Source organism: Xanthomonas campestris pv. asclepiadis, from assembly GCF_020784175.1.
GTDB lineage: Bacteria > Pseudomonadota > Gammaproteobacteria > Xanthomonadales > Xanthomonadaceae > Xanthomonas > Xanthomonas campestris_D.
The window spans coordinates 17,014-42,493 of the sequence record NZ_JAJGQM010000042.1 but is presented as its reverse complement, the minus strand read 5'-3'; the positions used below and the strand labels follow the sequence as shown (position 1 = coordinate 42,493).

The 25,480-nt window shown below is 65.4% G+C and carries 21 protein-coding genes; 2 read left to right on the top strand and 19 right to left on the bottom strand.

Annotation, left to right across the window (positions count from 1 at the left end; translation table 11 throughout):
* Nucleotides 1-447: 447 nt before the first annotated feature.
* The 11 genes from LL972_RS16785 to LL972_RS16735 form a co-directional block, all read right to left on the bottom strand.
* A complete protein-coding gene (locus tag LL972_RS16785) occupies nt 448-2,187 on the bottom strand; it encodes a BatD family protein (protein ID WP_228328556.1) in 1,740 nt (579 codons plus the stop codon).
* Nucleotides 2,184-4,037, bottom strand: a complete 1,854-nt coding sequence (locus tag LL972_RS16780; protein WP_228328555.1) for a tetratricopeptide repeat protein — start codon at nt 4,035-4,037, stop codon at nt 2,184-2,186. The genes LL972_RS16785 and LL972_RS16780 overlap by 4 nt, the downstream gene beginning before the upstream one ends.
* Nucleotides 4,034-5,041 (bottom strand): vWA domain-containing protein, encoded by a 1,008-nt coding sequence (locus LL972_RS16775; protein WP_228328554.1) that lies wholly within the window; start codon nt 5,039-5,041, stop codon nt 4,034-4,036. The genes LL972_RS16780 and LL972_RS16775 overlap by 4 nt, the downstream gene beginning before the upstream one ends.
* On the bottom strand, nt 5,038-5,499 hold the full coding sequence (locus LL972_RS16770) for a DUF4381 domain-containing protein (RefSeq protein ID WP_228328553.1): 462 nt from the start codon (nt 5,497-5,499) through the stop codon (nt 5,038-5,040). The genes LL972_RS16775 and LL972_RS16770 overlap by 4 nt, the downstream gene beginning before the upstream one ends.
* A gap of 2 nt (nt 5,500-5,501) precedes the next feature.
* Nucleotides 5,502-6,464 carry a DUF58 domain-containing protein gene (locus LL972_RS16765; RefSeq protein ID WP_228328552.1) on the bottom strand — a complete coding sequence of 321 codons (963 nt, stop codon included), beginning with the start codon at nt 6,462-6,464 and terminating at the stop codon, nt 5,502-5,504.
* A 22-nt stretch (nt 6,465-6,486) separates the two neighbouring features.
* Nucleotides 6,487-7,506 (bottom strand): AAA family ATPase, encoded by a 1,020-nt coding sequence (locus tag LL972_RS16760; protein ID WP_228328551.1) that lies wholly within the window; start codon nt 7,504-7,506, stop codon nt 6,487-6,489.
* A 237-nt stretch (nt 7,507-7,743) separates the two neighbouring features.
* Nucleotides 7,744-9,684 carry a type IV pilus secretin PilQ gene (locus tag LL972_RS16755; RefSeq protein ID WP_228328550.1) on the bottom strand — a complete coding sequence of 647 codons (1,941 nt, stop codon included), beginning with the start codon at nt 9,682-9,684 and terminating at the stop codon, nt 7,744-7,746.
* Nucleotides 9,685-9,703: 19 nt separating this feature from the next.
* A complete protein-coding gene (locus LL972_RS16750; protein WP_104584778.1) occupies nt 9,704-10,237 on the bottom strand; it encodes a pilus assembly protein PilP in 534 nt (177 codons plus the stop codon).
* Complete coding sequence (locus tag LL972_RS16745; protein ID WP_228328549.1) at nt 10,234-10,899, bottom strand: type 4a pilus biogenesis protein PilO; 666 nt, start codon at nt 10,897-10,899, stop codon at nt 10,234-10,236. Before LL972_RS16745 ends, LL972_RS16750 begins: the two co-directional genes overlap by 4 nt.
* Complete coding sequence (locus LL972_RS16740; protein WP_228328548.1) at nt 10,896-11,669, bottom strand: PilN domain-containing protein; 774 nt, start codon at nt 11,667-11,669, stop codon at nt 10,896-10,898. The genes LL972_RS16745 and LL972_RS16740 overlap by 4 nt, the downstream gene beginning before the upstream one ends.
* On the bottom strand, nt 11,669-12,727 hold the full coding sequence (locus LL972_RS16735) for a pilus assembly protein PilM (RefSeq protein WP_343236566.1): 1,059 nt from the start codon (nt 12,725-12,727) through the stop codon (nt 11,669-11,671). The genes LL972_RS16740 and LL972_RS16735 overlap by 1 nt, the downstream gene beginning before the upstream one ends.
* A 215-nt stretch (nt 12,728-12,942) precedes the next feature.
* On the opposite strand from LL972_RS16735, the gene LL972_RS16730 reads away from it, so the two are divergent.
* Together LL972_RS16730 and LL972_RS16725 are read left to right on the top strand one after the other, a co-directional pair.
* Nucleotides 12,943-15,369, top strand: a complete 2,427-nt coding sequence (locus LL972_RS16730; RefSeq protein ID WP_228328546.1) for a penicillin-binding protein 1A — start codon at nt 12,943-12,945, stop codon at nt 15,367-15,369.
* Between the two features lie 207 nt (nt 15,370-15,576).
* The gene (locus LL972_RS16725; protein ID WP_228328545.1) at nt 15,577-16,227 is read left to right on the top strand and encodes a hypothetical protein; all 651 of its coding nucleotides are present in this window, start codon (nt 15,577-15,579) and stop codon (nt 16,225-16,227) included.
* 102 nt (nt 16,228-16,329) lie between these two features.
* On the opposite strand, the gene LL972_RS16720 is transcribed toward LL972_RS16725, so the two are convergent.
* From LL972_RS16720 to gmk, 8 genes are all read right to left on the bottom strand, one after another.
* The gene (locus LL972_RS16720; protein ID WP_039409911.1) at nt 16,330-17,619 is read right to left on the bottom strand and encodes a citrate synthase; all 1,290 of its coding nucleotides are present in this window, start codon (nt 17,617-17,619) and stop codon (nt 16,330-16,332) included.
* Nucleotides 17,620-17,849: 230 nt separating this feature from the next.
* Nucleotides 17,850-18,092, bottom strand: coding sequence for a type B 50S ribosomal protein L31 (locus LL972_RS16715; protein WP_024938126.1), 243 nt, complete (start codon nt 18,090-18,092; stop codon nt 17,850-17,852).
* Between the two features lie 71 nt (nt 18,093-18,163).
* Entirely contained in the window at nt 18,164-19,102 is a 939-nt protein-coding gene (locus LL972_RS16710; protein WP_228328544.1) for a nucleoside hydrolase, read from the bottom strand.
* A gap of 145 nt (nt 19,103-19,247) precedes the next feature.
* The gene (gene recG / locus LL972_RS16705; RefSeq protein WP_228328543.1) at nt 19,248-21,392 is read right to left on the bottom strand and encodes an ATP-dependent DNA helicase RecG; all 2,145 of its coding nucleotides are present in this window, start codon (nt 21,390-21,392) and stop codon (nt 19,248-19,250) included.
* A 29-nt stretch (nt 21,393-21,421) separates the two neighbouring features.
* Complete coding sequence (locus tag LL972_RS16700) at nt 21,422-21,802, bottom strand: RidA family protein (protein WP_228328542.1); 381 nt, start codon at nt 21,800-21,802, stop codon at nt 21,422-21,424.
* A 277-nt stretch (nt 21,803-22,079) separates the two neighbouring features.
* Nucleotides 22,080-24,251: a RelA/SpoT family protein gene (locus LL972_RS16695; protein ID WP_228328541.1), complete on the bottom strand. Its 2,172-nt coding sequence runs from the start codon at nt 24,249-24,251 to the stop codon at nt 22,080-22,082.
* A gap of 127 nt (nt 24,252-24,378) precedes the next feature.
* Nucleotides 24,379-24,678 (bottom strand): DNA-directed RNA polymerase subunit omega, encoded by a 300-nt coding sequence (rpoZ, locus tag LL972_RS16690; RefSeq protein ID WP_002812428.1) that lies wholly within the window; start codon nt 24,676-24,678, stop codon nt 24,379-24,381.
* 127 nt (nt 24,679-24,805) lie between these two features.
* Nucleotides 24,806-25,417, bottom strand: a complete 612-nt coding sequence (gene gmk / locus LL972_RS16685; RefSeq protein WP_039525672.1) for a guanylate kinase — start codon at nt 25,415-25,417, stop codon at nt 24,806-24,808.
* Nucleotides 25,418-25,480 lie beyond the last annotated feature (63 nt).

Here is a 25,480-nt window from a genome sequence, read left to right as displayed (position 1 = left end):
GCTCGGTGGCGGCATCCATGCCGCCACACGGTCCCGCAACCGGCGAGGACACCGCACCAGACAGTTGGTCGGCGCTCATCTGAAAAGCTGTCTCTCGTGCGGTGTGCACCGGACGTGGAGCCGATGCTTCATGGTGGAACAAGGCGCATCCAGCACTGCTCTTAGCCATGCACACCGACCATCTCGACTGGTCCTTGCCCGCCCGCCGTCGCGGGACCTTACGCGGCATGGATGCCGCGTAAGAGCTTACAAGGACTTACTTGCAGCGTGTCCCGCGATGGTGGGCGGTCAAGGGCAATGCAGCCAGGCCGCAGACCCAACGCCGTGCCTTGAAAAACGCCTTGCTTTAAGTAGCACAGCTAAAGAACCGCAGTCAGCGCGTCAAAACGAGGCGCAGCACGCTGGCTATCCAGGACCTGCCTGCCGCTAACGATGCAGCGACACCGATCAAGGCACCGGCGGATACAGCGGCGCCAATACTTCCGGCTCCGCAGCGGTGGCGTGCCGCCAACGCGGACCTTTGGCGAAGGCCTCGCGCAATGCCGAACGTGCACTGGTCACGTCACCATCGCCGCCCCAGCGGGCACGCTGCATCTGCGCCACCGCCGCGCGCTGCGCCGGGTCGCTCAGCGCGGCCAGCACGCTGTCGATGTCGGCAACGCCGGCCATGCCACATAGCACTGCGGCCACGTCGTCCATGCCGCCGGTGTCGAGCGCGCGTCGCAATTCGGCCACACCGTGGGTCGCACGCCGGCCGGGCGCAGCTGCATCGCTGGGGTTGAGCACCGGCGCGCCGTGCGAACCACCGCGACGCCGTGACAACGCCCAGACCAGGGTGGCAATCCACAGCAGCGCAAAACCGATCGCCGCAGCGATCCAGCCCCATGGCCGTTGCGTGGCCGCAGCCTGCTGCAGACTCAGCGTGCCGGCCGCAGCGGTTGGCGCAGCGTTATCCGGTGATGGACTGGCTGCAGCCGTTGGCGCGGGCGCGGGCGCCGCAAACGCACCGCTGCCTGCCGCCACATCCAGCGTAAGGTCCGGCAACGCAGCGGTCTTGGCTGCCCCCGCGCCCACATCCCACCACGCCACCTGCAAGCCGGGCACCACCAGCGGGCCGGCGCGGTTGGGCACGATCGAATAGCGGCGGGTCAGCCGCAGCTGCGGCGAACCATCCACGAAGCGTTCTTCGTACTGCGGCGGCTCGGCGAACACCTGCGCGTCGGGCACGCTCGGGGTCGGCAATTCCGGGAATTGCGCCTGGGTGGCACCGCGTGCGCTGGCCTCCACCACGATCTGCGCCGCTTCGCCGGCGGTGGCGCGCTGCGGCGTGGTCGTATACCGCAACTGCAGGCTGCGCAGCGGCAACCACGGCTGCGGCGCATTGGCCGGTTGTGCGCGTACCTGCAGCGGGATGCTGGCGCTGCGCGCGCTCAGCTCGCCATTGCCGCGACCGAAGTAGTCGTCGAAGAAGCCACCGACCGACCGACCGTTGAAGCGCGCCGACGGCAACACCAGGCGACCGCTGCGCTCGGGCACCAGCAGGTAACGTCGTTCGACCACGTTATATTGACGGTTGTTGAGCACCTTGACCGAACTGACGTCATCGCCGATGCGCTGCAGCGATGCACCATCGGGCGCTTCCAGATCCAGCTCACCGGACGCTAGCTGCGTGGCGAAATACAGCCGCACCACCACGCCCACACTTTGCTGCACATAGGGCTGCGGATCGTCCACCTGCGTCTGGACAAAGGCATCTTCATTGCCTTGCGCCGCAGCTGCTGCGCCGGGCGCGCTGCTGCCGGCATCGCTTGCCGAAGCGCCCACCTGCAACCGCAACGGTTCGGTGCGCTCGTTACCGACGCGGATCGCCGGCACGATCAGCTCGCCGCTCTTGCGCGGCGTCAGCACCACACCGAACAGTGCGCGCACCGTCACCGACCCATTGGTCACCTGCATCTGCTGATTGGCGCTCTTGGCTCCCAGCGCGAAGTCATTGCGCAATGGCGTGTAATCCGGATCGACACCGCGTTGATCGGTTTCGATATTCAACATCACCACGTCGCCGGCATTGGCACTGTCGCGGTCCAGCCACGCGCGCGTGACGGCACCCACCGGTGCACAGGTGAGCAGCATCACGCCGGTCAACATGCCGATCGCCGCGCGGCGCAAATGGTGTGTGCCGATCATCGTCCGTCCCGTTGCCTGCGTTCGTGTTCCAGCCTGAATTTGGTGCGCAGCAAGCTGCCCGGATCGTCCGGCACCCGCCGCAACCAGGCATCCACTGCCTGACGTTGCTCGCGTTGCTCCGGCGTTTCGTTCGCCGTTGCCGCAGCGGCCTGCTTGCCGTTTGCATCGGCGCTCTTGTCGCCAGCCTGCGCCATCGCCTGCTGCATCTTTTGCCGCTGCGCGGCATCGGCCTGCTGCTGCGCCTTGGCGTCGGCCGATTGCGGCGCTGCGTCCTGCTTGCTCTGCTCGCCCTGGCCGTTTTTGGACTGCTGGTTCTGCGAGGCTGCGTCCTGCGGCGTCTGCGCAGACGGCTGGTCCTTGCCGTCCTGTTTGCCTTGCGCATCCTGCCTGCCTTGTCCGTCCTGGCCGGGCTTTGGATCGTTCTGCTTGTTCTGTCCGGACTGATTCTGGCCGGCGCTGTTCTGACCGGATTGCTTCTGGTCCTTGGACTGGCCTTTGCCGTCCTTGCCTTTACCCTCCTTGTTGTTCTGCTGCTGACGCTTGCGCGCCGCATCCACCGCCGCACGATTGGCAATGGCGTCGGGCTGCTCCGGATGTTGCTTGAGCGCCCGGTCGTAAGCTGCAATCGCTTCGTCGTACTGGCCCTGCCTGGCCAGCGCATTGCCGAGGTTGTACAGCCCCTCATCGGTGGGCACATTTTCGAAGGCTTTTTGTGCCGCGGCGAAATCGCCCTTGCGATAGGCCTGCACGCCGGCATCCAGACGTTGCTGCTGCACCTGGTCGGCGCGTTGCCACAAGGTGCCGTCGGCAGCATGCGCGGGCTGGGCCAACGGCAACACGCACACCAAGGCAAGTGCTGCCACAACCGTACGCCGCCGGAACGCCAGCAGTGCCAACAGCATCACCGGCAGCAGCAGCCAGTAGCCCTCGTCCAGCCAGGTCTTGCCGCCAGTGGATTCGGCGGTTTCATCGGTCAGCGGCTGTTGCGCCGGGTCGAGCACGCCCAGCGCACGCAGGTCCGCATCGTCGGCGGTGATGCGCGCATAGCGACCACCGCCCTGCCCGGCAAGATCACGCAGGCTGCCTTCATCCAGTTTTGTCTGCGCAATCTCACCGGTCGTGGTGCGATAGGCCGCGCCGCGCGCGCTCCCCACGCCGAGCGCGGACACGCTGAATCCACGTGAGCGCGCCAGCCGTGCGGAACTTCCGGCCGCACGATCGGCGCTGTCGCTGACCAGCAGGATGTCGCCTTGCTTGAAGCCCGCCTGCAGCAGCAACTGCGTGGCCGCGTCGATCGCCGCATCGGCGCGCTTGCCGTCCACCGGCATCACCGATGGCGACAGCGCATCCAGAAACAACGCCACGTTGGCGGTGTCTTCGGTCAACGGCGCAACGGTGAAACTCTCGCCCGCATAGACCAGCAATGCGACTTCGCCTCCGGCCCGCTTGCGTAACAACGTGGCCAACTTGGCCCGCGCCTGCAGCAGACGCGATGGCGGCAGGTCGTTGGCGGTGATGCTGGAGGACAGGTCCAGCGCCACCACCAGCGGCATGCTGGAGTGATACACCGGCCGCTCGGTCTGCCGCCAGCTCGGCCCGGTCATCGCCAGCACCGCCAGCGCATAGGTCAGCGCAGCCAGTACGAATCCCAGCCATCCACGCCGACTGCCGGACACCAGCAAGGTCGGCAACAGATGCGCATCCACGCTTTGCCGCCACACGTCCGCAGCGCGTCGACGCAACTGCCACAGCACTGCCGCCGGCACGATCGCCAGTAGCGCCCACAGCAACCCCGGGCGCAGCAGATGCAGCGACTGCAGCCAGCCTGCGAGTTCGGTCAGCGCGTTCATCGCCATCTCCGCGGCAACACATAGGCCAGCAGCGCAATCACGATGGCAGCGCCCAACGGCCAGTAATAGCGTTCCACGCGCGGCTGCACCGAGGGGCCGAGCGCCTTGACCGGCTCCAGCCGATCCAGTTCGGCATAGATGCCGGCCAGTTCTTCGGTATCGCGGGCACGGAAAAAGCGTCCACCGGTTTGCGCGGCGATCTTGCGCAAGCCGTCTTCGTCGATATCGTCGTTGCCCGTGGCCGGAATCGGCACGCCGAACAACGAATAGCCGCCGTTGCCGCCGAAGGCGATCGTATGCACGCGCACGCCTTCGGCCTTGGCAAGCTCGGCGGCCTTGAGCGGATTGAGCACGCCGGCGGTGTTGACGCCATCGGTGAGCAACACCACCACGCGCTGGCCCTGCTTCTGCTCGCGCAGCCGTTTGACCGACAACGCGATCGCATCGCCGATCGCGGTTTCGCGCCCGGCCAGTCCGACCACGCTGTCGGCCAACTGGTCGCGCACGGAGGTCAGGTCGGCGGTCAACGGCGTCAACGCGTAGGCGCGCTGACCGAACACCAGCAAGCCGACCCGATCGCCGTCGCGACGATCCAGAAAGTCCGACAACACCGCCTTGGCCGCCGTCAGGCGGTCCACCACCTTGCCACCGAGCACCATGTCCGGCTCGCTCATGCTGCCGGACAGATCCACCGCCAGCATCATCTGGCGTGCCTCGCGCGGCGGCTGGATCACATCGCCCAATTGCTGCGGGCGCGCGAGCGCCGCGCACAGGAAAAACCAGCCCAACCAGGCAAGCCAGCGCGGCACCCGCAGTGCCGGTGTACTGTTTGCCTGCGCAACCGCATGCAGTTGATCGGCGTAAGGCACACGCAGCGCCGCCGTATCGGCACGGCGCTGCGGCCAGAACCACATCAGCAACGGCAACGGCATCAACCACCATGCCCACGGCCATGCGCAGTGCGCCAGCGCATCCTGCCATTGCGACCATTGCAGCCAGTTCATCGCCGGCCTCGCATCAGACTCAGAAACCGCTGCCGCGCCAGCGCCTGCACCGCATCCAGATCGGTCACCGCCGGCGCACGTTGAAAGCCGCCGTCCAGCAGCGCGCGCCCCGGTCCCTGCGAAAAGGCCTGCATCTTGCTTTTGCGCCCGTCCAGAAACTGCAGCCATGCCTCGCTCTGCAGCCGGTCGGCCTGCGCATCGACGCTGCGCGCTGCGCGTCGCAACAACACCGACAACGCTGCCAGGCGCTGTGCGGGAGTCGTTGCGCGCTGCAGTTCGGCATCGAATGCCGCCAGCCACAGACGCTGCTGCTGACGGCGGCGCCACCACCACCAGCCGACCGTCCCAAGCACCAGCATCACCGCCGCAATCACCAGCCACCAGCCCGGCGCCAGCGGCCACCACGACGGTGACGGCGGCAGATGGACATCGCGCAGCGGCAGCGATTGCGGTGCCATCGTCACAGGCTCCGCGCGGCAGCGCCGCCGCCCAGCCAGGCATCGCTGGCATCGTCGGTAGACAGGCGGTGCAGGCGCACGCCGCGTGCCTGCAAGACCGAGGTCAACTGCTCCAGCGGCGCCACGAATTCGGCCTGCCAGCGCGCCCGTCCGGCCTGCGTGGACAGATCGATCGCAATGCGCTCGCCACGCACATCGAAGCTCAGTGCGTGGGCCGGTGGCGCCAGTTCCAGGGGGTCGACCAGCACGATCACCACCACCTCGTGATGCAAGGCCAGCCCCGACCAGCGCGTGGCAGAAATCCTGCTGGCGCTGCGCGCATCGGCCAGCACGGTCAGCCGCGCGCCCGGGCGCAGCAGCCGCGCGGCATGGTCCAGTGCCACCTCCAGGCCCGCGTCGCCGGACGGTGGCTGGGCATACCAGCGCGCCAAGGCATCCAGCACCGGCAACACGCCGCGTTGCCCCGAGCGCGGTGCAATCGGCGCCTCGCTGGCAGTGCCACGCAGCGCGGCGATCCGGTCGCCCTCCCGCTGCGCCAGCCACGCCGCGACCGCGCCGGCACGGGCGGCCTGCACCGATTTGTAGCGCACCCGCGTACCGAAGAAGAGCGCCGGCGCGGTATCGGCCACAATCAGGCTCAAGCGTTCGCGCTCGGCCTGGAACAATTTGGTGTGCGCGCGCCCGGTACGCGCGGTGACGCGCCAATCGATGTGCCGCGCATCGTCGCCAGCCACGTACTCGCGCGACTCGGCGTATTCCATTCCGCGCCCGCGCGTTGCCGCGGGCACCGGCCCGACCAGTCCATGGCGGCCACGCCCTGGCTGCCCGCGATGGATCGTGGTGCCGCGCAGCGCGATCAGCTCCGCCAGCGTCGGCCACAGTCCATCGCCGGCGATCGACGACGGCGCGGTGACAGGGGAAGAAGATGGCATCGAAGACATCGGATTCTGTTCAGAGGACGGCATACCTCGGCGACACGCTACCCGATCAGGGCAGCGGAATCTTTTCCAGCAGGGCGGCGACCAGACGTTCGCCATCCCAGCCTTCGGCGGTGGCTTCGTAGCTGGGCAGCACGCGATGACGCAGCACGTCCGGGGCGATTGCGCGGATATCGTCCGGGGTCACGTAATCGCGCCCGGCCAGCCATGCACGCGCACGTGCGCAGCGCTCCAGCGCAATCGACCCACGCGGGCTTGCGCCCCAGGCAATCCGCCGCGCCAATGCCGGGTCATAACGCTGGGCATCGCGCGACGCGAGCACGATCTCGATCAGATAGCGCTCCAGCTGCGGCGCCAGATGCACGTCCAGCACGACACGTCGCGCAGCAAAGACATCTTCCAGCGGAATCTTGTCGGGCACCGTCTCGTGCTTTTCCAGGGTATCGCGCGCGGCTTCACGTGCCAGACGCAGGATCTCGGCCTCGGCATCGGCCTGCGGATAGCCGATACGCACATGCATCAGGAAGCGATCCAGCTGCGCCTCGGGCAACGGGAACGTGCCCTCCTGCTCGATCGGGTTCTGCGTGGCCATCACCAGGAACAGCTGCGGCAACGCGTAGGTGTGCCGCCCGACGGTGACCTGGCGCTCGCCCATCGCTTCCAGCAGCGCCGACTGCACCTTGGCCGGTGCACGATTGATCTCGTCGGCCAGCAGGATCGGATGGAAGATCGGCCCGGGCATGAACTCGAACCGGCTGTCCTGCGGCCGCCAGATCTCGGTGCCGGTCAGATCGGAAGGCAGCAGATCCGGGGTGAACTGCACCCGCGCGAAATCCGCTTCAAGCCGCGAGGCCAAGGAACGGATCGCGGTGGTCTTGGCCAGACCGGGCGCGCCCTCGACAAGCAAATGACCATCGGCCAGCAAGGCGATCAGCAAGCGTTCGACCAGCGCAGACTGGCCCACGATGCGCTGTGTCAGCGACTCGCGCAGCAAGGTGAATTGACGATGCAACCGGTCCTCGGCGGGCGCGGCAGCGGCTTCTGGGGGCAACAGTGGCGGTGCGTTCATAGGCCCAGTGTGACCGATTCGAGCGCGATTGGTTCACTGCCTGCCAGGAAGATGTTCAGTGAGTGACCAGGGTCATGCTGCCGGCCACACCGCGGATGGCCGGCCCCTGCGGCACTCCGCAAGCCTTCCCGTTGGGGAAGGACATGGTTTCACCACGCCTTTAATCCGGAGCACACATGACAAAAAGAAGAAGGCCGCTTTCGCGGCCTTCCTTTGCATCCATAGTCTCCAGCGCGTTTACCGCGCTGCGTTTGCGACCCGCAATACCTTGGGAGTTACAAAGACCAGTAGCTCGGCTTTTTCCTTGCTACGCCCACGCTTCTTGAACAAATTGCCCAGGAACGGGATGTCTCCCAAAAATGGAACCTTCGAAACGCTTTCCCGATCAGTAAATTCGTAAACGCCACCGATCACCACCGTTTCACCATCTGCCACCAGAACCGCCGTATTGACTTCACGACGATTGATTTCCGGCACCGTGCCGTACTGCGGCAAGGTAATGAAACGGGCGACTTCGTCCTTCTTGACGTTCATATTGAGAAAGACGCGATTGTCATTGGTAATGGTTGGCGTCACTTTCAGCTCAAGCAGGACCTCCTTGAACTGTACGTTAGCCTGTGACCCACCGCCTGCAACACCCGCACCGCTGATTGTGACGTAACCGATCTCGCGGCCCTGCTTGATGACGCCTTCGCGCTGATTGGCAGTCACGATGCGCGGATTGGAAACGACTTCGCCTCGGCCTTCTTCCTGCATCGCCGACAGCTCGATATCCAGGTTGAAGTTCGAGCCTAACAGCGTATAGGCGAGTCCAGCCGCACCACTGTTCGTGAAGCCGCCAGCTCCCAGATCAACATTCAGACCAGAGGGAAACAGATGCGCCGGCAGCGTCGTGACCGTACCGCCGTTGGCTTGTTCCAAACGAGATTGTGCAGAGGTGTTGAGGTAATTGACGTTACTTTCCAGCGAGCCACTCAAGATACCCCGCCCCGTTGCACCGGTGACTCCGAATCGCGCACCAAGGTCGCGCGCAAACGTGTCCGTCGCGATCACAATACGGCTCTCGATCAACACCTGATCCACCGGGCGATCGATATGCGAGATCAGCTCGCGCATCTGCGCGACCTTCTTCGGAATATCGCTGATCATCAACGTATTGGTGCGCTCATCAGCAACCAGACGACCACGCGGCGACAAAAACCCGTTGTCTTGTTGCCCAGCACCGCCGCCACCGCCCTGACCACCACCGCCGCCACCAATCCCCTTGGCCTCCGTCAGCGCCTTGAAGATCACTGCTGCGTTGTGATAATTGATCTGCACGTAATCGGTGATCAGATCCTCGCGGTTTTCGATCGCGATGCGGGCGTCTTCCTTGTCCTGCTCGAACTTGGCCAGCTCCGGCTGCGGGGCGACCCATACCACACCGCCGTCGCGACGCTTGTCCAGGCCCTTGGCGCGCAGCACGATGTCCAGCGCCTGGTCCCACGGCACATTCATCAGCCGCAGCGTGACGTTGCCCTGCACGGTGTCGGAGGCGACGATGTTGAGGTTGGATTCCTCGGCGATCAGCTGCAGCACGGTGCGTACCGGTACGTCCTGGAAGTTGAACGTCACCGGGCGGCCGCTGTAACCGCGCGCAGCGATCTGCGCAGCGGCCTGGCTGACAGCTGCGGCGCTGACGCCCCCGACCGCGGGCTGGCCCTTGCGCGGAGTGATTTCGACCACGTATTCGTTGCCGGTCTGGTAGGCCAGCGAATCGAACGCGCCCTTGGTCGACAGCACCAGCTGCGAACCCGAACCGGACGGCTTGACCTCGACACGCTGCACCGGGGTTGCGAAGTCGGTGACGTTGAGCGGGCGCTGCAGTTCGGCAGGCAACCGCGCGTTGCTGATGTCGACCAGCACGTTGTCGCCCTGCGTCCGCAGATCCGGGCTGGCGCCCTGGCCGTCGAACTGCAGGATCAGACGACCCGTGCCATCCTCGCCCCGTTTGAAATCGATCTTGGACACCGCCAGGCTCGCCGGAGCGGTCTTGGCCGGATCCTGCGCGGGCTGCTTCAGTGCCGCCGCCGCGACCGCGCCACCACTCGCCAGCGCCAGCGCGAACCCCAACGCGCAGGCCCGAAGTGCCACGTGGCGTCGAACCGGACGCAGCCGCTGGGCATTGGAAAACGTCATCGTGCTATCCCCTATCACTTTATTGATCATCCAGCGCGAGCGCGGCCGGCCGTTCAAGCCATCCACCCGCACCGTCCGGCACAAGTTCAATCAGCTCGATGCGGTCTTCGTAGACCCCGGTGACCCGGCCATCGCTCTGTCCAAGATACACACCCGGCCGTACCCGGTAGGTCACCTTGTCCGGTGCCATGACCAGGGCGACCAGGCCCGCGCCGCCGCCAATGGTCCCCACCATGTCGAGGGCGTCGAGCGGGTAGGCTTCCAACGGCTCCTTGCGCCGGTTCGGGTCCGGACGCGTGCCATTGCCGCCTTCGGCACTGACCCAGGCATCGCTGAACGGGTCGCGCATCGACTGCGCCGCATATTCGAACGTCTCGAACTGCTGCATCACCGGCAATGGCTCCAACGGCGGCGCCGGACGTGCGCGCACTTCGGCAACCCAGGCTTCCAGGTTCGGCGCATCGCCCGGTGTGCTGGTCACACCGCGCGTACACGCCGGCAATACAGCCATTAGCGCCACGCAGGACAGGATCTTGAGCAGTCTCATGGTCATTGGCCGCCCTTCTTTGCAGCGTCGGCCGCAGCCTTCTCCTGCTCGGCCATTTCCTCATCGTCCAGATAACGATAGGTCTTGACCGTGCCGGACAGTTCCAGCGCCCCGCGCGGCGTGATGCCGGCCTTGGGGTCCTTCGGCTTGAGGTTGATGTCGTGCATGGTCAGGATCACCACGCGCGGCAGCGACGCCACACCGCTGACGAAGGCACCGAACTGGTGGTAACTGCCCACCATGCGCAGGGCGATCGGCTTTTCGGCGTAGAACTCCTTCGGCGACTCCGGGCCCGGCTGGAACAACTCGTTGGACAGGCCGCTGGACAGCGCGGTCTGCGAGATGTCGATGATCAGGTCCGGCATTTCGGTCTTGCTGGGCAACTGGCGCAGCATCTGCTGCAGCACCTGCTCCATCTGCGCGAGCTGCTGCTTGAGCGGCTCCAGATTCACCGCACGTCCCTGCTGGGTCTCGAACTCGGTGCGCAGCTGCGTTTCGGTGCCTTCCAGGGCTTCGAGTTCATCACGCTTGCCGCTGATCAACAGGAACCAGGCCAGCACCATGATGAACAGGCCGACCACCACGCAGAACACGATGCGCGCCTGCTGCGGCCAGCCGCCGATGTTGTTGAAATCCAGATCGCTGAGCTTGAATGCTTTCTTACTCATGACGCCGCCCCCTCCTGCGGCCGATTGGCTGGCGCCGACGCTGGCTGCACAGGTGCAGGCGCAGCGGCCGGCGGCGTCGCAGGCGCAGGCGCTGCGGGTGTCGCCGCTGGCGCGCCCGCAGGTGACGTCCCGGCCGGCGTTGCACCCGGCGCTTGCGCATCGACCGGCGCGGTGCCGTTCTTGTCAGCCTCGTTCGGATTGGCCAGCTTGACCTTGAGCGTGAACACGTACGGCAGCGTCTTGGTATCCATCGACGATGCAGCAGGCTGCCCGGTCTTGTCCTGGCTCTTGGCCTCGATGATCGACAGGTCCGGATTGGTCATCCAGCCCGAACCTTCCAGGTTGCGCATGTAGGCACTGACGCGCGCATTGGACTGCGAGCGACCTTCCAGGGTCAGGATATCGCCGTCCTGCTTGATGTTGGTCAAGGCCACGCCATCGGGAATGGTGCGCACCAGCGAATCGAACAGATGCACCATCTGCGAGCGATTGGCCTGCAGTTCCTCGATCACCTTCTTGCGGGCGAGCAGACGGTCCTTTTTCTTGTCGAGTTCCTTGATCTCTTCGTTCTGCGCCTTGACCTTGTCGATTTCGGTAGTCAGGAACGCATTGCGCTCGGTCTGGCCGCTGATCTGCACGTCGTAGTAGAACCAGATCAATCCAGACAGCAGCACCCCGCCCAACGCGGCAAAGCCCAGCATCGAATAGAACTCACGCTCGCGCGCCTTCCGGCGCTCGGCGCGCCAGGGCAATAGATTGATTCTTGCCATCAGTCAAAGCTCCTCAGGGCCAGGCCGGTGGCAATCATCAATGCAGGTGCATCCAGCGCCAGCGCATGGGCCTGGACCTTCGGGCCCAGCGTCATCTGCGCAAGCGGGTTGGCGACCACGGTGGTCACGCCGAGCTGCTCTTCCACCATTTCCGGCAGGCGCGACAGCGCCGCGCAACCACCGGCCAGCACGATGCAGTCGACGCGATTGAATTCGCTGCCCGCGTAGAAGAACTGCAGCAAACGGCTGATCTGCTGCACCGTCGCCTCCTTGAACGGCTCCAGCACTTCAACCTCGTAGCTTTCCGGCAAACCGCCCTGACGCTTGGCCAGGCCGGCTTCTTCGTAGGTCAGCCCGTACCGGCGCATCACCTCGTCGGTGAGCTGCTTGCCGCCGAAGACCTGCTCGCGGCTATACAGACTGCGACCGGCACGCAGCACGCTCAACGTGGTCATGGTCGCGCCGATGTCCACCAGCGCAACCACCCCATCGGCAGCCACTGGCAGCTCGCTGGCGACCAGCGCGAAGGCGTTTTCGACCGCGAAGGCCTCCACGTCCATGACCTTGGCGGTCAGGCCACCCAGTTCCAGCGCAGACTGGCGCAGTTCCACATTTTCCGAACGCGAGGCGGCCAGCAGCACCTGGACCATGTCCGGGCTGTTGGGCATCGGGCCGAGCACCTCGAAGTCGAGATTCACTTCCTCGATCGGGTACGGGATGTAATTGGTGGCCTCCAGTTCGACCTGGGCTTCCAGATCGCTGTCGTCCAGATCGGCCGGCATCGGGATCAACTTGGTGATCACCGCCGACCCGGCCACTGCCGCTGCGGCATTCTTGGCCTTGCTGCCGGAACGGTTGACGGCGCGACGAATGGCTTCGCCCACCGCCTCCACTTCGACGATGTTCTTTTCCACGACCGCATTCGGCGGCAACGGTTCTACCGCGTAATGTTCCACGCGGAAGCGGTTCCCGCTGCGCGACAGCTGCAAGAGCTTGACCGCAGTGGAACTGATATCGACACCGATAAGTGGCGACTGACTCTTGGGTAGAAGCCCCACGGAAACTCCCCTGCCGATGGGCACTTGGACGCTGTCTGCGCCCTCGTATTAATAATCAAATTTTAACAGTTGACAAGCCCTTCACGCGCAAGGCAATGGCCCCGCGACGTGATCCCCAGCGCTGTCTGCTGCGATCCCCAGAGTTCGGCCCCAGCCAAACCCGGCGTCATCTATACTCTGTGACCAAGAAATCTGCAATCGGAATCTCTTTTAACATGCCCCGTATTCGTCGTTGGCTGGGCTGGATCCTGGCCGCGTTCGTAGTGCTCGCCCTGCTTGGCGCTATTGCTGCCGGCGGCCTGTATTACGCCGTTTCCTCCAAGTTGCCGGACGTGCAGTCGCTCAAGCAGGTCGAGCTGCAGGAGCCGATGTACGTCTATTCCAGCGACGGTCGCCTGATGGCCGTCTATGGCGAGACCCGGCGCTACCCCATCCAGATGAAGGACGTGCCGCTGCGCCTGAAGCAGGCCTTCCTGGCGACCGAGGATGCGCGCTTCTACGAGCACGGCGGCGTGGATTACAAGGGCATCGCCCGCGCGGTGTGGCTGCTGACCAGCACCGACGCCAAGCGGGTGCCGGGTGGTTCGACCATCACCCAGCAGGTGGCGCGGCAATTCTTCCTCAGTTCCGAGTACAGCTACACCCGCAAGCTCGCCGAGATCCTGCTGGCGCGCAAGATCGAAAGTGAGCTGAGCAAGGACGAGATCTTCGAGCTGTATCTCAACAAGAGCTTCTTCGGCAACCGCGCCTACGGCGTGGGTGCAGCGGCCGAGTACTACTACGGCAAGAAGATGAGCGAACTGAGCCTGGACGAGATAGCCTCGCTGGCCGGCATCCCCAAGTTCCCGTCCAGCGGCAACCCGATCAGCAACCCGGAGCGTGCGCAGGAACGTCGCGATTACTACGTGCTGCAACGCATGGCCGACCTGGGCTTTGTCAGCCAGGCTGAAGCCGATGCCGCCAAGGCGGTGCCGATGCACGCAAAGCCGCACGAGCCACCGGTCGAGGTCTACGCCCCGTACGTGGCCGAGCTGGTACGTCAGGAAATGATCGCCAAGTACGGCGGCGATGTGCTCAACAAGGGTTACCACGTCACCACCACCATCGATGCCACCCTGCAGACCGGCGCTGATGCGGCGGTTGCCGAAGGCCTGCGCCTGTACGACCACCGGCATGGCTGGCATGGCGTGGAGCAGCATTTCGATGTCGCCGCCGATGCGGATGCAGCGGCACTGGCCAAGCATCTGTCGGGCGTATTCACCCAGGGCGGCCTGCGCGCGGTGATCGTGGCGCGCACTAATGCCGACGGCGGCGTGACCATCGTGCAGAGTGACAAGACCGAGCTGACCTTGCCGGCCAGCGCCAGCCGCTGGACCAACAAGACGCCGGCCAAGTTGCTGACGCGCGGCGACCTGACCCGCATCCGCGCCGGCGAGAAAGACGGCGAATGGATCATCGACCAGTTGCCGCGCGGCCAGGCCGCACTGGTCTCGCTGGACGCCAATAGCGGCGCGCTGCGCGCGCTGGTCGGCGGTTTCAGCTTTGCCGGCAACAAGTTCAACCGTGCCACCCAGGCGCGCCGCCAGCCGGGCTCGAGCTTCAAGCCGTTCGTGTATGCGGCTGCGTTCGAAAAGGGCTTCAATCCCGCCTCGATCGTGCTCGATGCGCCGGTCGTGTTCCGCGACCGTCGCGGCAAGACCTGGTCGCCGCAGAACGACGGCGGCGGCTTCCGCGGCCCGATGCGGCTGCGCGAGGCCTTGGTGCAATCGCGCAACCTGGTGTCGGTCCGCTTGCTGGACGCGATCAGCGTGGATTTCGCACGTAAATACATCAGCCAGTTCGGCTTCCAGGAAGCCGAGCTGCCGCCCAATCTGTCGATGTCACTGGGTACCGCGTCGCTGACGCCATTGTCGGTCGCGCGTGGCTATGCGGTGTTCGCCAACGGCGGTTCGCGTGTGGACACCTGGATCGTGGACGAGGTCAAGGACCGCGACGGCAATGTCGTCTTCAAGGAAGTGCCGGCAGTGGCCTGCCGTACCTGCGCGTTGCAGGGCGGCAATGTCGCACCGGTAAGCCAGGTGGTGGACGGTTTCAACTTCGGCGCCCCGGCGCTGCCCAAGTCGATCGAGCCCACCACGGCGACGCCGGCCACGCCAGCGGAGACCGCCCCGGCGGCCACTGTCGAAACCAAGATCGCGCCGCGCGCCATCGACGAGCGCACTGCCTACCAGCTGGTGTCGATGATGCGCGACGTGGTTCAGCGCGGCACCGGCACCGCAGCCAAGGTACTGGGGCGCGAGGACGTCGGCGGCAAGACCGGCTCGACCAATGATCACCGTGACGCCTGGTTCTCCGGTTTCGGCGGCCCCTACGCCACTACGGTATGGGTGGGCCGCGACGACTTCCGTTCGCTGGGCTATCGCGAGTACGGCGGCAAGGCCGCACTGCCGATCTGGATCGACTACATGCGCGTGGCCTTGAAGGACAAGCCGATCGCCGCCAACGACCCGCCCGACGGCATGACCCAGGCCACCATCAATGGCGCGGTGGAATGGGTGAAGAACGAGGACCTGGATCGCCTGCAGGATTACGACTACGGCCTGCAGGAGCAGCAGGACGAGAAGGCGTTCGATATTTTCTGAGTGCCGGGATTTGGGAATGGGGAATCGGAACGGCGCAGGCCGGCCGATTCCCTGGGTTCGACACGTAGCGGTAGCGATGGTGCAACGCATGCCATGGCGTGGTTGCTGTGATCGGACACTGTCCGTCGGGCCTGCGCCGTGTGACTTTCGCCACGCCGTCATGCCGCTGTTGTAGAGTCGAACCAGGTTCATGAGGGGAGCCCGGTCATGCATCACGCGCGCGAACACGCCGATACGCGAACCCGAGAACGTCGCCACCGTCTGGCGCATGAAGCAGCCCGACTGATGGCCGAAGGTGGCATCCGCGATTTCCATCAGGCCAAGCTCAAGGCAGCCAGCCGGCTGGGCATCCACGACGACGCATCGCTACCGCGCAATCGCGAGATCGAAGATGCACTGCGCGAACATCAAAGCCTGTTTGCCGGACCTGCGCACGGGCTGCGGCTGCGCCAGCGCCGCGAAGCCGCCTTGCGCGCGCTGGAGTTTCTCAGCCGGTTCCAGCCGCGCCTGACCGGCCCGGTGCTCGATGGCACGGCCGATGCCAATGCCCCGGTGCAATTGCAGCTGCACAGCGACGATGCCGATGCCGTGCAGCGGTTTCTGGAAGAACACCGCATCCCTGCCGAATTGCGGACGCGCCGGCTGCGCCTGGACCGCGAGCGGACTGCCGAGTTCCCGGTGTGGTTGTTCAGTGCCGAGGACCTGACCTTCGACCTGACCGTGCTGCCGTACGACGCCCTGCGCCAGGCGCCGTTGTCGCAGCTGGACGAAAAACCGATGCAGCGCGCCTCGGCCGCCCAGCTGCGTCAGCTGTTGGCAGAAGACGACGGTGGCCACGCCCCGCGACACGCGCGCTGATCGCCATACGACAGTACGCGCGACCGTGGGCATGACGCCCGCCCCGTAAAAGCAAACGCCCCGCAATGCGGGGCGTTCGTTCAAGCAGAAAACCGCAAGCGTTTAGCGCTTGGCGCTGTCGGTGTAGTCGCGCTTGTCGTAGCCGGTGTAGATCTGGCGCGGACGGCCGATCTTCATTTCCGGGTCGACCTGCTGCTCCAGCCAATGCGACACCCAGCCGGCGGTGCGTGCAATGGCGAACATCACGGTGAACATCTCCACCGGAATATTCAGCGCCTTGTAGATCAGGCCGGAATAGAAGTCGACGTTCGGGTACAGCTTGCGCTGCACGAAATAGTCGTCCTTCAGCGCGGCTTCTTCCAGCTTCAACGCCACTTCCAGCAGCGGATCGTTGACGCCCAGCTCGCCCAGCACCTTGTGGGTCATCTCGCGGATGATCTTGGCGCGTGGGTCGAAGTTCTTGTAGACGCGGTGACCGAAGCCCATCAAACGGAACGAGGAGTTCTTGTCCTTGGCCTTGGCCACGGCGGACTCGACGTTGTCGGCGGTGCCAATCTCTTCCAGCATCTTCAGCACGGCTTCGTTGGCGCCGCCGTGTGCCGGGCCCCACAGCGCGGTGATGCCCGCTGCGACCGAGGCGTACGGATTGGCACCGGTCGAACCAACCAGACGCACGGTCGAGGTCGAAGCATTCTGCTCGTGATCGGCATGCAGGATGAACAGCAGATCCAGCGCCTTGGCCACCACCGGATTGATCTCCAGCGGCTCGCTCGGCACTTCGAACATCATGTGCAGGAAGCGGTCGACGTAGTTGAGGTTGTTGCGCGGGTAGCGGATCGGCCAGCCGATCGAATAGCGGTACGCGGCAGCAGCCAGGGTCGGCACCTTGGCGATCAGACGGATGGCGGCCTGACGGCGCTGCTCCGGATCGTTGAGGTCCAGGGTGTCGTGATAGAACGCCGACAGCGAGGCGACCGAACCGGCCAGCATGGCCATCGGATGGGCGTCATGACGGAAGCCACCGAGGAAGTTCTTCAGCGACTCGTGCATCATCGTGTGATGCGTGACTTCGTGGTCGAACTTCTTGAACTCGTCCGCGGTCGGCAGCTCACCGTTCATCAGCAGGTACGAGACTTCGAGGAAGCTGGACTTCTCGGCCAACTGTTCGATCGGGTAGCCGCGATACAGCAACACGCCGTTGTCGCCATCAATGTAGGTGATGGCCGACTTGCAGCTGGCGGTGGCGGTGAAGCCCGAGTCGTAGGTGAACAGACCGGTTTCTTTGGTCAGCTTTGAGATATCGACGCAATCATTGCCAAGCGTGGGCTTGAGAACCGGCAGAACGACCGACTTGTCGCCGGCGTTGAGCGTGACCTGATCAAGATCGGACACTGTGTACGCTCCTTCAGTGGAAGGCGCCTGTCACCGGATGGGCAGGCACGTGATGGAAGTCCAGGGCATCGCCCCGGATCACGTCATTATCGCACAGCAGCATTTTGGCCGTCGCTTGGACAGAAGTCGTAGACGCCCCTATCGGAGGCGTGAAAACGAAGTTGCCAACGCCCCAAAAAACAACGGCCGCGCAATGCGCGGCCGCTGCCGGTACAGCCCGTCCTGCAAGCTCAGCGCGCGTAGCGCTTCTGGAACTTGTCGATCCGGCCGCCGGTGTCGATCACCTTGTGCTTGCCGGTATAGAACGGGTGCGAGGCCGAGGAGATATCCACCTTGATCAGCGGGTATTCCTGGCCGTCTTCCCACTTCACGGTCTCTTTCGAGCTCATGGTGGAACGGGTCAGAATCTTGAAATCGGACGTCACGTCGTGGAAGACGACGTCGTTGTAGCTGGGATGAACGTTATCTTTCATGGACTTGGCGCCGGGCTGCCTGGATAAGCCCGGCATTATAGCGGCCTCCAGACGCCCGGCGCAAGATCACCCTAACCCGCCGCCAGCGCCGCCCCGACCAGACCGTAGAACTGCCGGCGGTCGTATTCCAGCAGCAGGTTGGCATTGTCGGGCGTGCCACCCTGCCGGTTCCAGTCCACCAGGGTCATCCCGCGGGTATGCGTACCGGTCAACTCGACATGGACCGGGCGCTGCTCCAGCCGCTGGGCACCTTCCGGGTGCAGCGCAAACGCCATCGCCAGTGCGTCGGCGGCGTACCAGTACTCGCCGCGGCTGTCTTCGGACCACAGGCGGGTCTTGCGCGAGATTTCCTCGTAGAACCGTGCCTGCGCCGAGTCGGCCGCCAGCCATTGTTCGACATCGCGATGCAGCAGGCCGTGCGCGATGGTGGCTTCCCAGTCGGCCACGTCGAAACGCGGAAAGCCGCGGAACACGATATGCGCCGCTTCCGGGTCGAAGCCGATGTTGAATTCGGCCGCCGCGGTGATGTTGCCGTGCCCGGTCAGCGCCCCGCCCATCACCACCAGCCGCGCCACCCGCTGCGGCAGGGTCGGATCCAGCGTCAGCGCCAGCGCCAGATTGGTCAGCGGACCGAGTGCCACCAGCAGCAGTTCGCCGGCGTATTCGTGCGACAGGCGCAGGATGGCCAGCGCGGCGTGCTCCGTCTCGGCAGTACGCCTGGCCGGCGCCAGGCCGACATCGCCAAAGCCGTCGACACCATGCACATGCGCCGCGTCTACCGACGGGTGCAGCAGCGGCTGCGGGCAACCCGCGTAGACCGGCACATCCTCACGCCCGGCAATCTCGCAAACCTTCAAGGCATTGCGCACGGTGTGCTCCAGGCCGACGTTGCCGGCAGCGATGGTCAGGCCAACGACGTCATGCCGGGGGTCGTTGAAGGCCATCAGCAAGGCCAGCGCGTCGTCCACGCCCGGGTCGGTGTCGATCAGCAGCGGTATCTTTTTTGTCATGGGATTGAAGATTGGGCATTCGGGATTCGTTGCCGCATCTTCGCAAGGATCAGCCGGCCAAGCGAATCACCGGGACGCCCAGGACGCAGCAGCCCTGCCTTTACGATTCCCGATTCCCGATTCCCGATTCCCCAATCCCCGCCGCTCAAGCAGCGGCATAACGCACCGCACTGCCGATCCAGCGCGCGACCACACGGTCGGCAATCTCCGGCGCTTCGGCCAGCAGCCGCTCGGCAAGCACCTGCACGCGCGGCAGCAGCCCGGCATCGCGGCTGAGATCGGCGATGCGGAAACTGGCCAGGCCGGTCTGGCGGGTGCCCAGCAATTCGCCGGGGCCGCGCAACTCCAGATCCTTTTCCGCGATCACGAAGCCGTCGTTGGTCTGGCGCATGGTTTCCAGGCGTTGCCGCGCCATCATCGATAGCGGGGCCTGATACAGCAGCACGCAACTGGACGCGGCCGCGCCGCGGCCGACCCGGCCGCGCAACTGGTGCAACTGCGCCAGACCCAGGCGCTCGGCATTCTCGATGATCATCAGCGAGGCATTGGGCACGTCCACGCCGACCTCGATCACCGTGGTGGCCACCAGCAGATCGGTGCGGCCTTGCTTGAAATCCAGCATGGCCTTCTGTTTTTCGGCCGCTTTCATGCGCCCGTGCACCAGCGCCACACGCACCCCGGGCAATTGCGCGGATAGGGCTTCGAAGGTGACCTCCGCCGCCTGCGCTTCGATCCTTGGCGGGCCACTGGGCGCGCCCTTGCCGGGCTCCTCGCTTTCTTCGATCAAGGTGCACACCCAGTAGGCCTGGCGCCCTTCGGCGCAAGCCGCGCGGATGCGCTCGACCAGCTCCGGCCGACGCTCGGCACTGAGCACGATGGTCTGCACCGGCGTGCGCCCGGGCGGGAGTTCGTCGATGGCCGAGACATCCAGATCCGCATAGGTGGACATCGCCAGGGTGCGCGGGATCGGCGTGGCGGTCATCACCAACTGATGCGGCACGCTGCCGGCGGCCGCACCCTTGTCGCGCAAGGCCAGGCGCTGATGTACGCCGAAGCGGTGCTGCTCATCGATGATGGCCAGCGCGAGATCGTGGAAGACCACCGCCTCCTGCATCAAGGCGTGCGTGCCGACCACCACCTGCGCCTGGCCGGAGGCCACCTCGGCCATCGCCGCGGCGCGCGCCTTGCCGGTGACCTTGCCGGCCAGCCAGACAATGCGCACGCCCAGCGGTTCCAGCCAGCCGCGCAGATTGGTGAGGTGCTGCTCGGCCAGCAGCTCGGTCGGCGCGGCCAGTGCGACCTGCTTGCCCTGCTCCACCGCCAGCATCGCCGCCAATGCGGCAACCACGGTCTTGCCGCTGCCGACATCGCCCTGCACCAGCCGCAGCATCGGCGACGGCTTGGCCAGGTCGCGGGCAATCTGTGCGAACACGCGCTGCTGCGCGCCGGTGAGCTGGAACGGCAATGCCGCACGCAGTTGCTGCACCAGGGTGCCGTTGCCCGGCAGCAGCGGCGCGCGGAAGCGCTGCAGGGCGATGCGCTGGCGGCGCAGGCTGAGCTGATGCGCCAGCAGTTCTTCGATCGCCAGACGCTGCTGGGCCGGATGCCCACCGGCGAGCAACTGCTGCGGGTCGGTGTTCACCGGCGGGCGATGCATGGTCAGCAGCGCGGCGCGCAGCGAGGGCAGTTGTTGGTCCTGCAACCAGTGCGGCGGCAGCAGTTCTAGCGCGGCCTCTTCCGGCAACCGCTCCAGCGCCTGGCCGATGAGCTTGCGCAGCGTGGCCGGGCCCACGCCTTCCAGGACCGGATAGACCGGGTCCAGGCTGTCGCCCAGCCCGGCATCCTCGCCCGGTGCCAGCACGCGGTAACTGGGATGCACGATTTCCCAGCCGTTCTGCCCCGGTTTGGGCGTGCCGAACACCCGCAACCGCGCGCCCGGTACGAACTGCGCGACCTGCGCCGCGCGGAAATGGAAGAAGCGCAGCACCACGCTGCCATGCGACTCGTCCGAGACCGCCACCCGCAACATCGGCCGGTAACGGAAGCCGCGCTCCACCGCGTCCACACGCCCTTCGATCTGCGCCGGCACACCGCCTTGCAGCTGCGCGATCGTGGTCAGCCGCGTGCGGTCTTCGTAGCGCAACGGCAGATGCAACCACAGATCCTGCAGCGTCAAAATGCCGCGCGCAGCGAATTTCTCGGCCACTCTCGGGCCGACGCCGGGCAGGCTGGCAAGCGAGGCCTGGCCTGCGACGGCCAGGCGTGGGGTGACGGTCGCTGCGCGCGGCACGGCAGGGCGCTCGGATCAGCCGAGCTGGATCAGTCGAGCACCATCACCGCATCGACCTCGAAGCCGGCGCCCTTGGGCAGGCTGGAGACCTCGATGGTCGAACGCGCGGGGAACGGCGCCTGGAAATACTCCTGCATCACCGCATTGACGGCGGCGAACTGGCCCAGATCGGTGAGGTACAGGCCCAGTCGCACGATCCTGTCGAGCGAGCCGCCGGCCGCCTCCGCAACTGCCTTGAGGTTGTCGAACGCGCGGCGTGCCTGCGCGCCGATGTCGCCGGGCACGATCTCGCCGGTGGCCGGGTCCAGCGGGATCTGCCCGGAGAAATACACGGTGTTGCCGGCGCGCACGGCCTGGGAATACGGACCGATGGCGGCAGGCGCCTGATCGGTATGGATGATCTGGGACATGGGAACTCCACTGCAAAGGTGTGTGCAGCAGTTTAGGCGTTTGTGCGGATTTGCTCGACTGTTGCGCACGATCTTGTTGCGGCGCGTCTTGCAAAGCTCGCTGGACACCGTGCTGCCGTGTCAAACAGATTGCGCGGCAATGGCGGCGTGGAGCCGGACCATGCACGCGCACGACGCATGCCACGTGCTGTCGCACCGGACGTGAGGGGGGCGACTCTCAACGCACGCCCTTCCCTGGCGCGGCCTCGGTGCTGCCTGTCGGCAGGATATGGAGTCCTTACTGCCGCCCCACGCTCTGCACCACATGCAGGCGCCGCAGCCGGCGCATCACCTCGGCCAGATGGCGGCGGTCGCGCACCTGGATGTTGAAGCGCAGCACTGCGGCATTGAAATCACGGTCCAGGTAATCCACGCGTTCGATATTGGACTGGCTTTGCGCGATTGCCGCGGCCAACTGGGCCAGCACGCCGGTGCGGTTTTCCACCTCGACGATCAGGGCGGTGTCGTAGTCGCCACTGACGCTGGAATCCCAGTCGATCGGCACCCAGCGCTCGGGCGACTTGCGCAGCTCGGCCAGGTTCGGGCAATCCAGGCGGTGCACCACGATGCCCTTGCCGGCGGTGTGGTAGCCCATGATTTCGTCGCCGGGAATCGGCTGGCAACAGTTGGCGAAGCTGATCACGCCACGCTCGCTGCCGTCGATCAGGATCTTTTCGTGCGAATGCTTGGAGTGGCCGCCACCGCGCAATTCGGCGTAGGCCATCAGTGCCTGCGCGGCCTGGGTCGGCATCCAGTTGCCCAGCGCCACATCGGCCAGCAGCGCTTCCAGGCGTGGATAGCGATGCTCGGTGAGGAAGGCATCCAGGCGCCCCTTGGGCAAGCGTTCCAGCGAGCTGTCCATCGCTTCCAGCGCGCGATCGAGCATGCGGTGGCCGAGCTGCACGGCATCTTCGTGTTCGAGCTGCTTGAGCTGGTGGCGGATCGCGGTACGCGCCTTGCTGCTGACCACGAACTCCAGCCACTGCGGCTTGGGCGTGGCCGAGCGCGCGGTGATGATCTCCACCGCCTGGCCGCTGACCAGCTTGGTGCGCAGCGGCACCAGTTTCTTGTCCACCCGCGAGGCGACCGCACGGTTGCCCACGTCGGTGTGCACCGCGTAGGCGAAATCCAGTGCGGTGGAGTTGCGCGGCAACGCCAGGATCTTGCCCTTGGGCGTGAACAGGTAGACCTCGTCCGGGAACAGGTCGACCTTGACGTTGTCCAGGAACTCCAGCGACGAGCCTGCCGCGCGCTGCGAATCGATCAGCTCCACGATCCAGTCGTGCGCACGGCTCTGCGCGCTATTGGGCGAGGCCGAGCCGACCTTGTAGGTCCAGTGCGCGGCCACGCCGCGTTCGGCGATCAGGTCCATCTCCTCGGTGCGGATCTGCACCTCGATCGGCGAGCCGTACGGGCCGAACAACACGGTGTGCAGCGACTGATAGCCGTTGGCCTTGGGGATGGCGATGAAATCGCGGAAGCGACCGTCCAGCGGCTTGAAGGTGGCGTGCACCGCGCCCAGCGCGTGATAGCAATCGGCCACCGAGCGCACCACCAGCCGGAAGCCGAACACATCCATCACCTGGTCGAAGGACTTGTTCTCTTCGTGCATCTTGGAATAGATGCTCCAGGGCGTCTTGATGCGGCTGACCAGGCGATGTTCCAGCCCTTCCTTGGCCAGCCGCTGCGACAGCTGCACCTCCACCTGCGCCATCGATTCGCGCCGCACCACCGGCTGGCTGCGGATATGTTTTTCGATGATGGCGTGACGCCACGGATACAGCGCGCGGAAGCCCAGGTTCTGCAGCTCGGACTTGATCAGGCTCATGCCCAGGCGCTGGGCGATCGGCGCGTAGATATCCAGCGTTTCGCGCGCGATGCGGCTACGCGCTTCGCTGCTCTGCGCGCCCAGCGTGCGCATGTTGTGCAGGCGATCGGCCAGCTTGATCATTATCACGCGCAGGTCGCGCGACATCGCCAGCAGCATCTTGCGGAAGCTTTCCGCCGCCGCTTCCTGGCGGTCGCGGAACTTGAGCTTGTCCAGCTTGGTGACGCCATCGACCAGCTCGGCCACCGCTTCGCCAAATTCCGACGCCAGCTCCTCGCGGGTCAGCGGGGTGTCTTCGATGGTGTCGTGCAGGATCGCGGCGATCAGCGATTCCATGTCCAGGCCGAGCTCGGCGAGCACGCCGGCCACCGCAACCGGATGGGTAATGTACGGCTCGCCCGACTTGCGGGTCTGGCCGGCATGCGCGGTGGCGCCCACTTCCCAGGCACGGCGCAGGATCGGCAGCTGCTCCTTGGGAAGGTAGCTGGCCGCGCGTTCGAGGTGCAGGACGTAGTCGGGGATGGCCTGGTCGGAAGACGGAGACGTCACGACGGTCGCCTGGGCAGTGGGGCCTGGGTTCATGCCGGAAGACTATGCCAGCAACGCAGTCACGGCAAACGTTTGCACGCTGCACGCAGCAAAGCGGGCCTGAAACGGAAACAGCCCGCACGCGGCGGGCTGTTCAGATCGATCGCAGCGATGCGGACGATCAATCGTCGTTCTTGGACATGTCTTCGTCGGCGACGACTTCGGCAGCGGCCCATTCCAGCGCTTCGCGTTCGGCGCGCTCGCGCTCGGCCTTCTCGACTTCGTCGATCAGCGCGTTGTCGATCCGGCGTGCGGCGATCTCGCGCAGTGCCATCACGGTGGGCTTGTCGCTGGCGTCGGCATTTTCGATCAACGGCTGCACGCCGTTGGCGAGCTGACGGGCGCGCTTGGACGCCATCATGACCAGCTCGAAACGGTTGTTCACGACTTCCAGGCAATCTTCTACGGTAATGCGGGCCATGCGGGCTCCCGGCGACCAGCAACGGCCGCGCATCGAATGAGGGAAAGGGGGCGGAGTGTACGCCCGGGCCGCTGTCACGGCAACCTGGGCCTATTCAGTTTCCTTTGGAATCAGGGATTTGAGCCGATCAGTCCAGCAGCGCCCGGATCAACTCCGCATGTCGCTGCTGTTGCGCCTGCCGGCGCAGCCGGCTGGCGGTGAAGATCGCGCACATCTCCGAGACAGCCGTGTCGAAGGTCTCGTTGATGATCACGTAATCGAATTCCTCGAAGTGCAGCATCTCTTCGCGGGCGGCGGCCAGACGCTGCGCCATCACGTCCTCGCTGTCCTGCCCGCGCTTGCGCATGCGCTCGTCCAGCGCCTGGCGCGACGGCGGCAGGATGAACACGCTGACCGCGTCAGGCACTTTCTGGCGCACCTGGCGCGCGCCCTGCCAGTCGATCTCCAGCAGCACGTCGTGACCGGCGGCCAGCTGCGGCTCCACCGACTGCCGCGCGGTGCCCTTCCAGTCGCCATGCACCAACGCGTATTCGAAGAAGTCGCCCGCCTCGATCATGCCCTGGAACTCGTCGGCGGAGACGAAATGGTAGTGCTCGGCATGCCGCTCGCCCGGCCGCGGCGCGCGCGAGGTGAACGAGATCGACAAGGCGATCTTGGGATCACGCGCCAGGGTGGCGTTGACGATGCTGCTCTTGCCGGCGCCGGAAGGGGCCGCAACGATATAGAGGGTGCCGCGCATTTTAGGGAATAGAGAGTCGGAAATTGAGAATGGGGCACCGCGCCAAGCAAGCAGGCCAGGGGT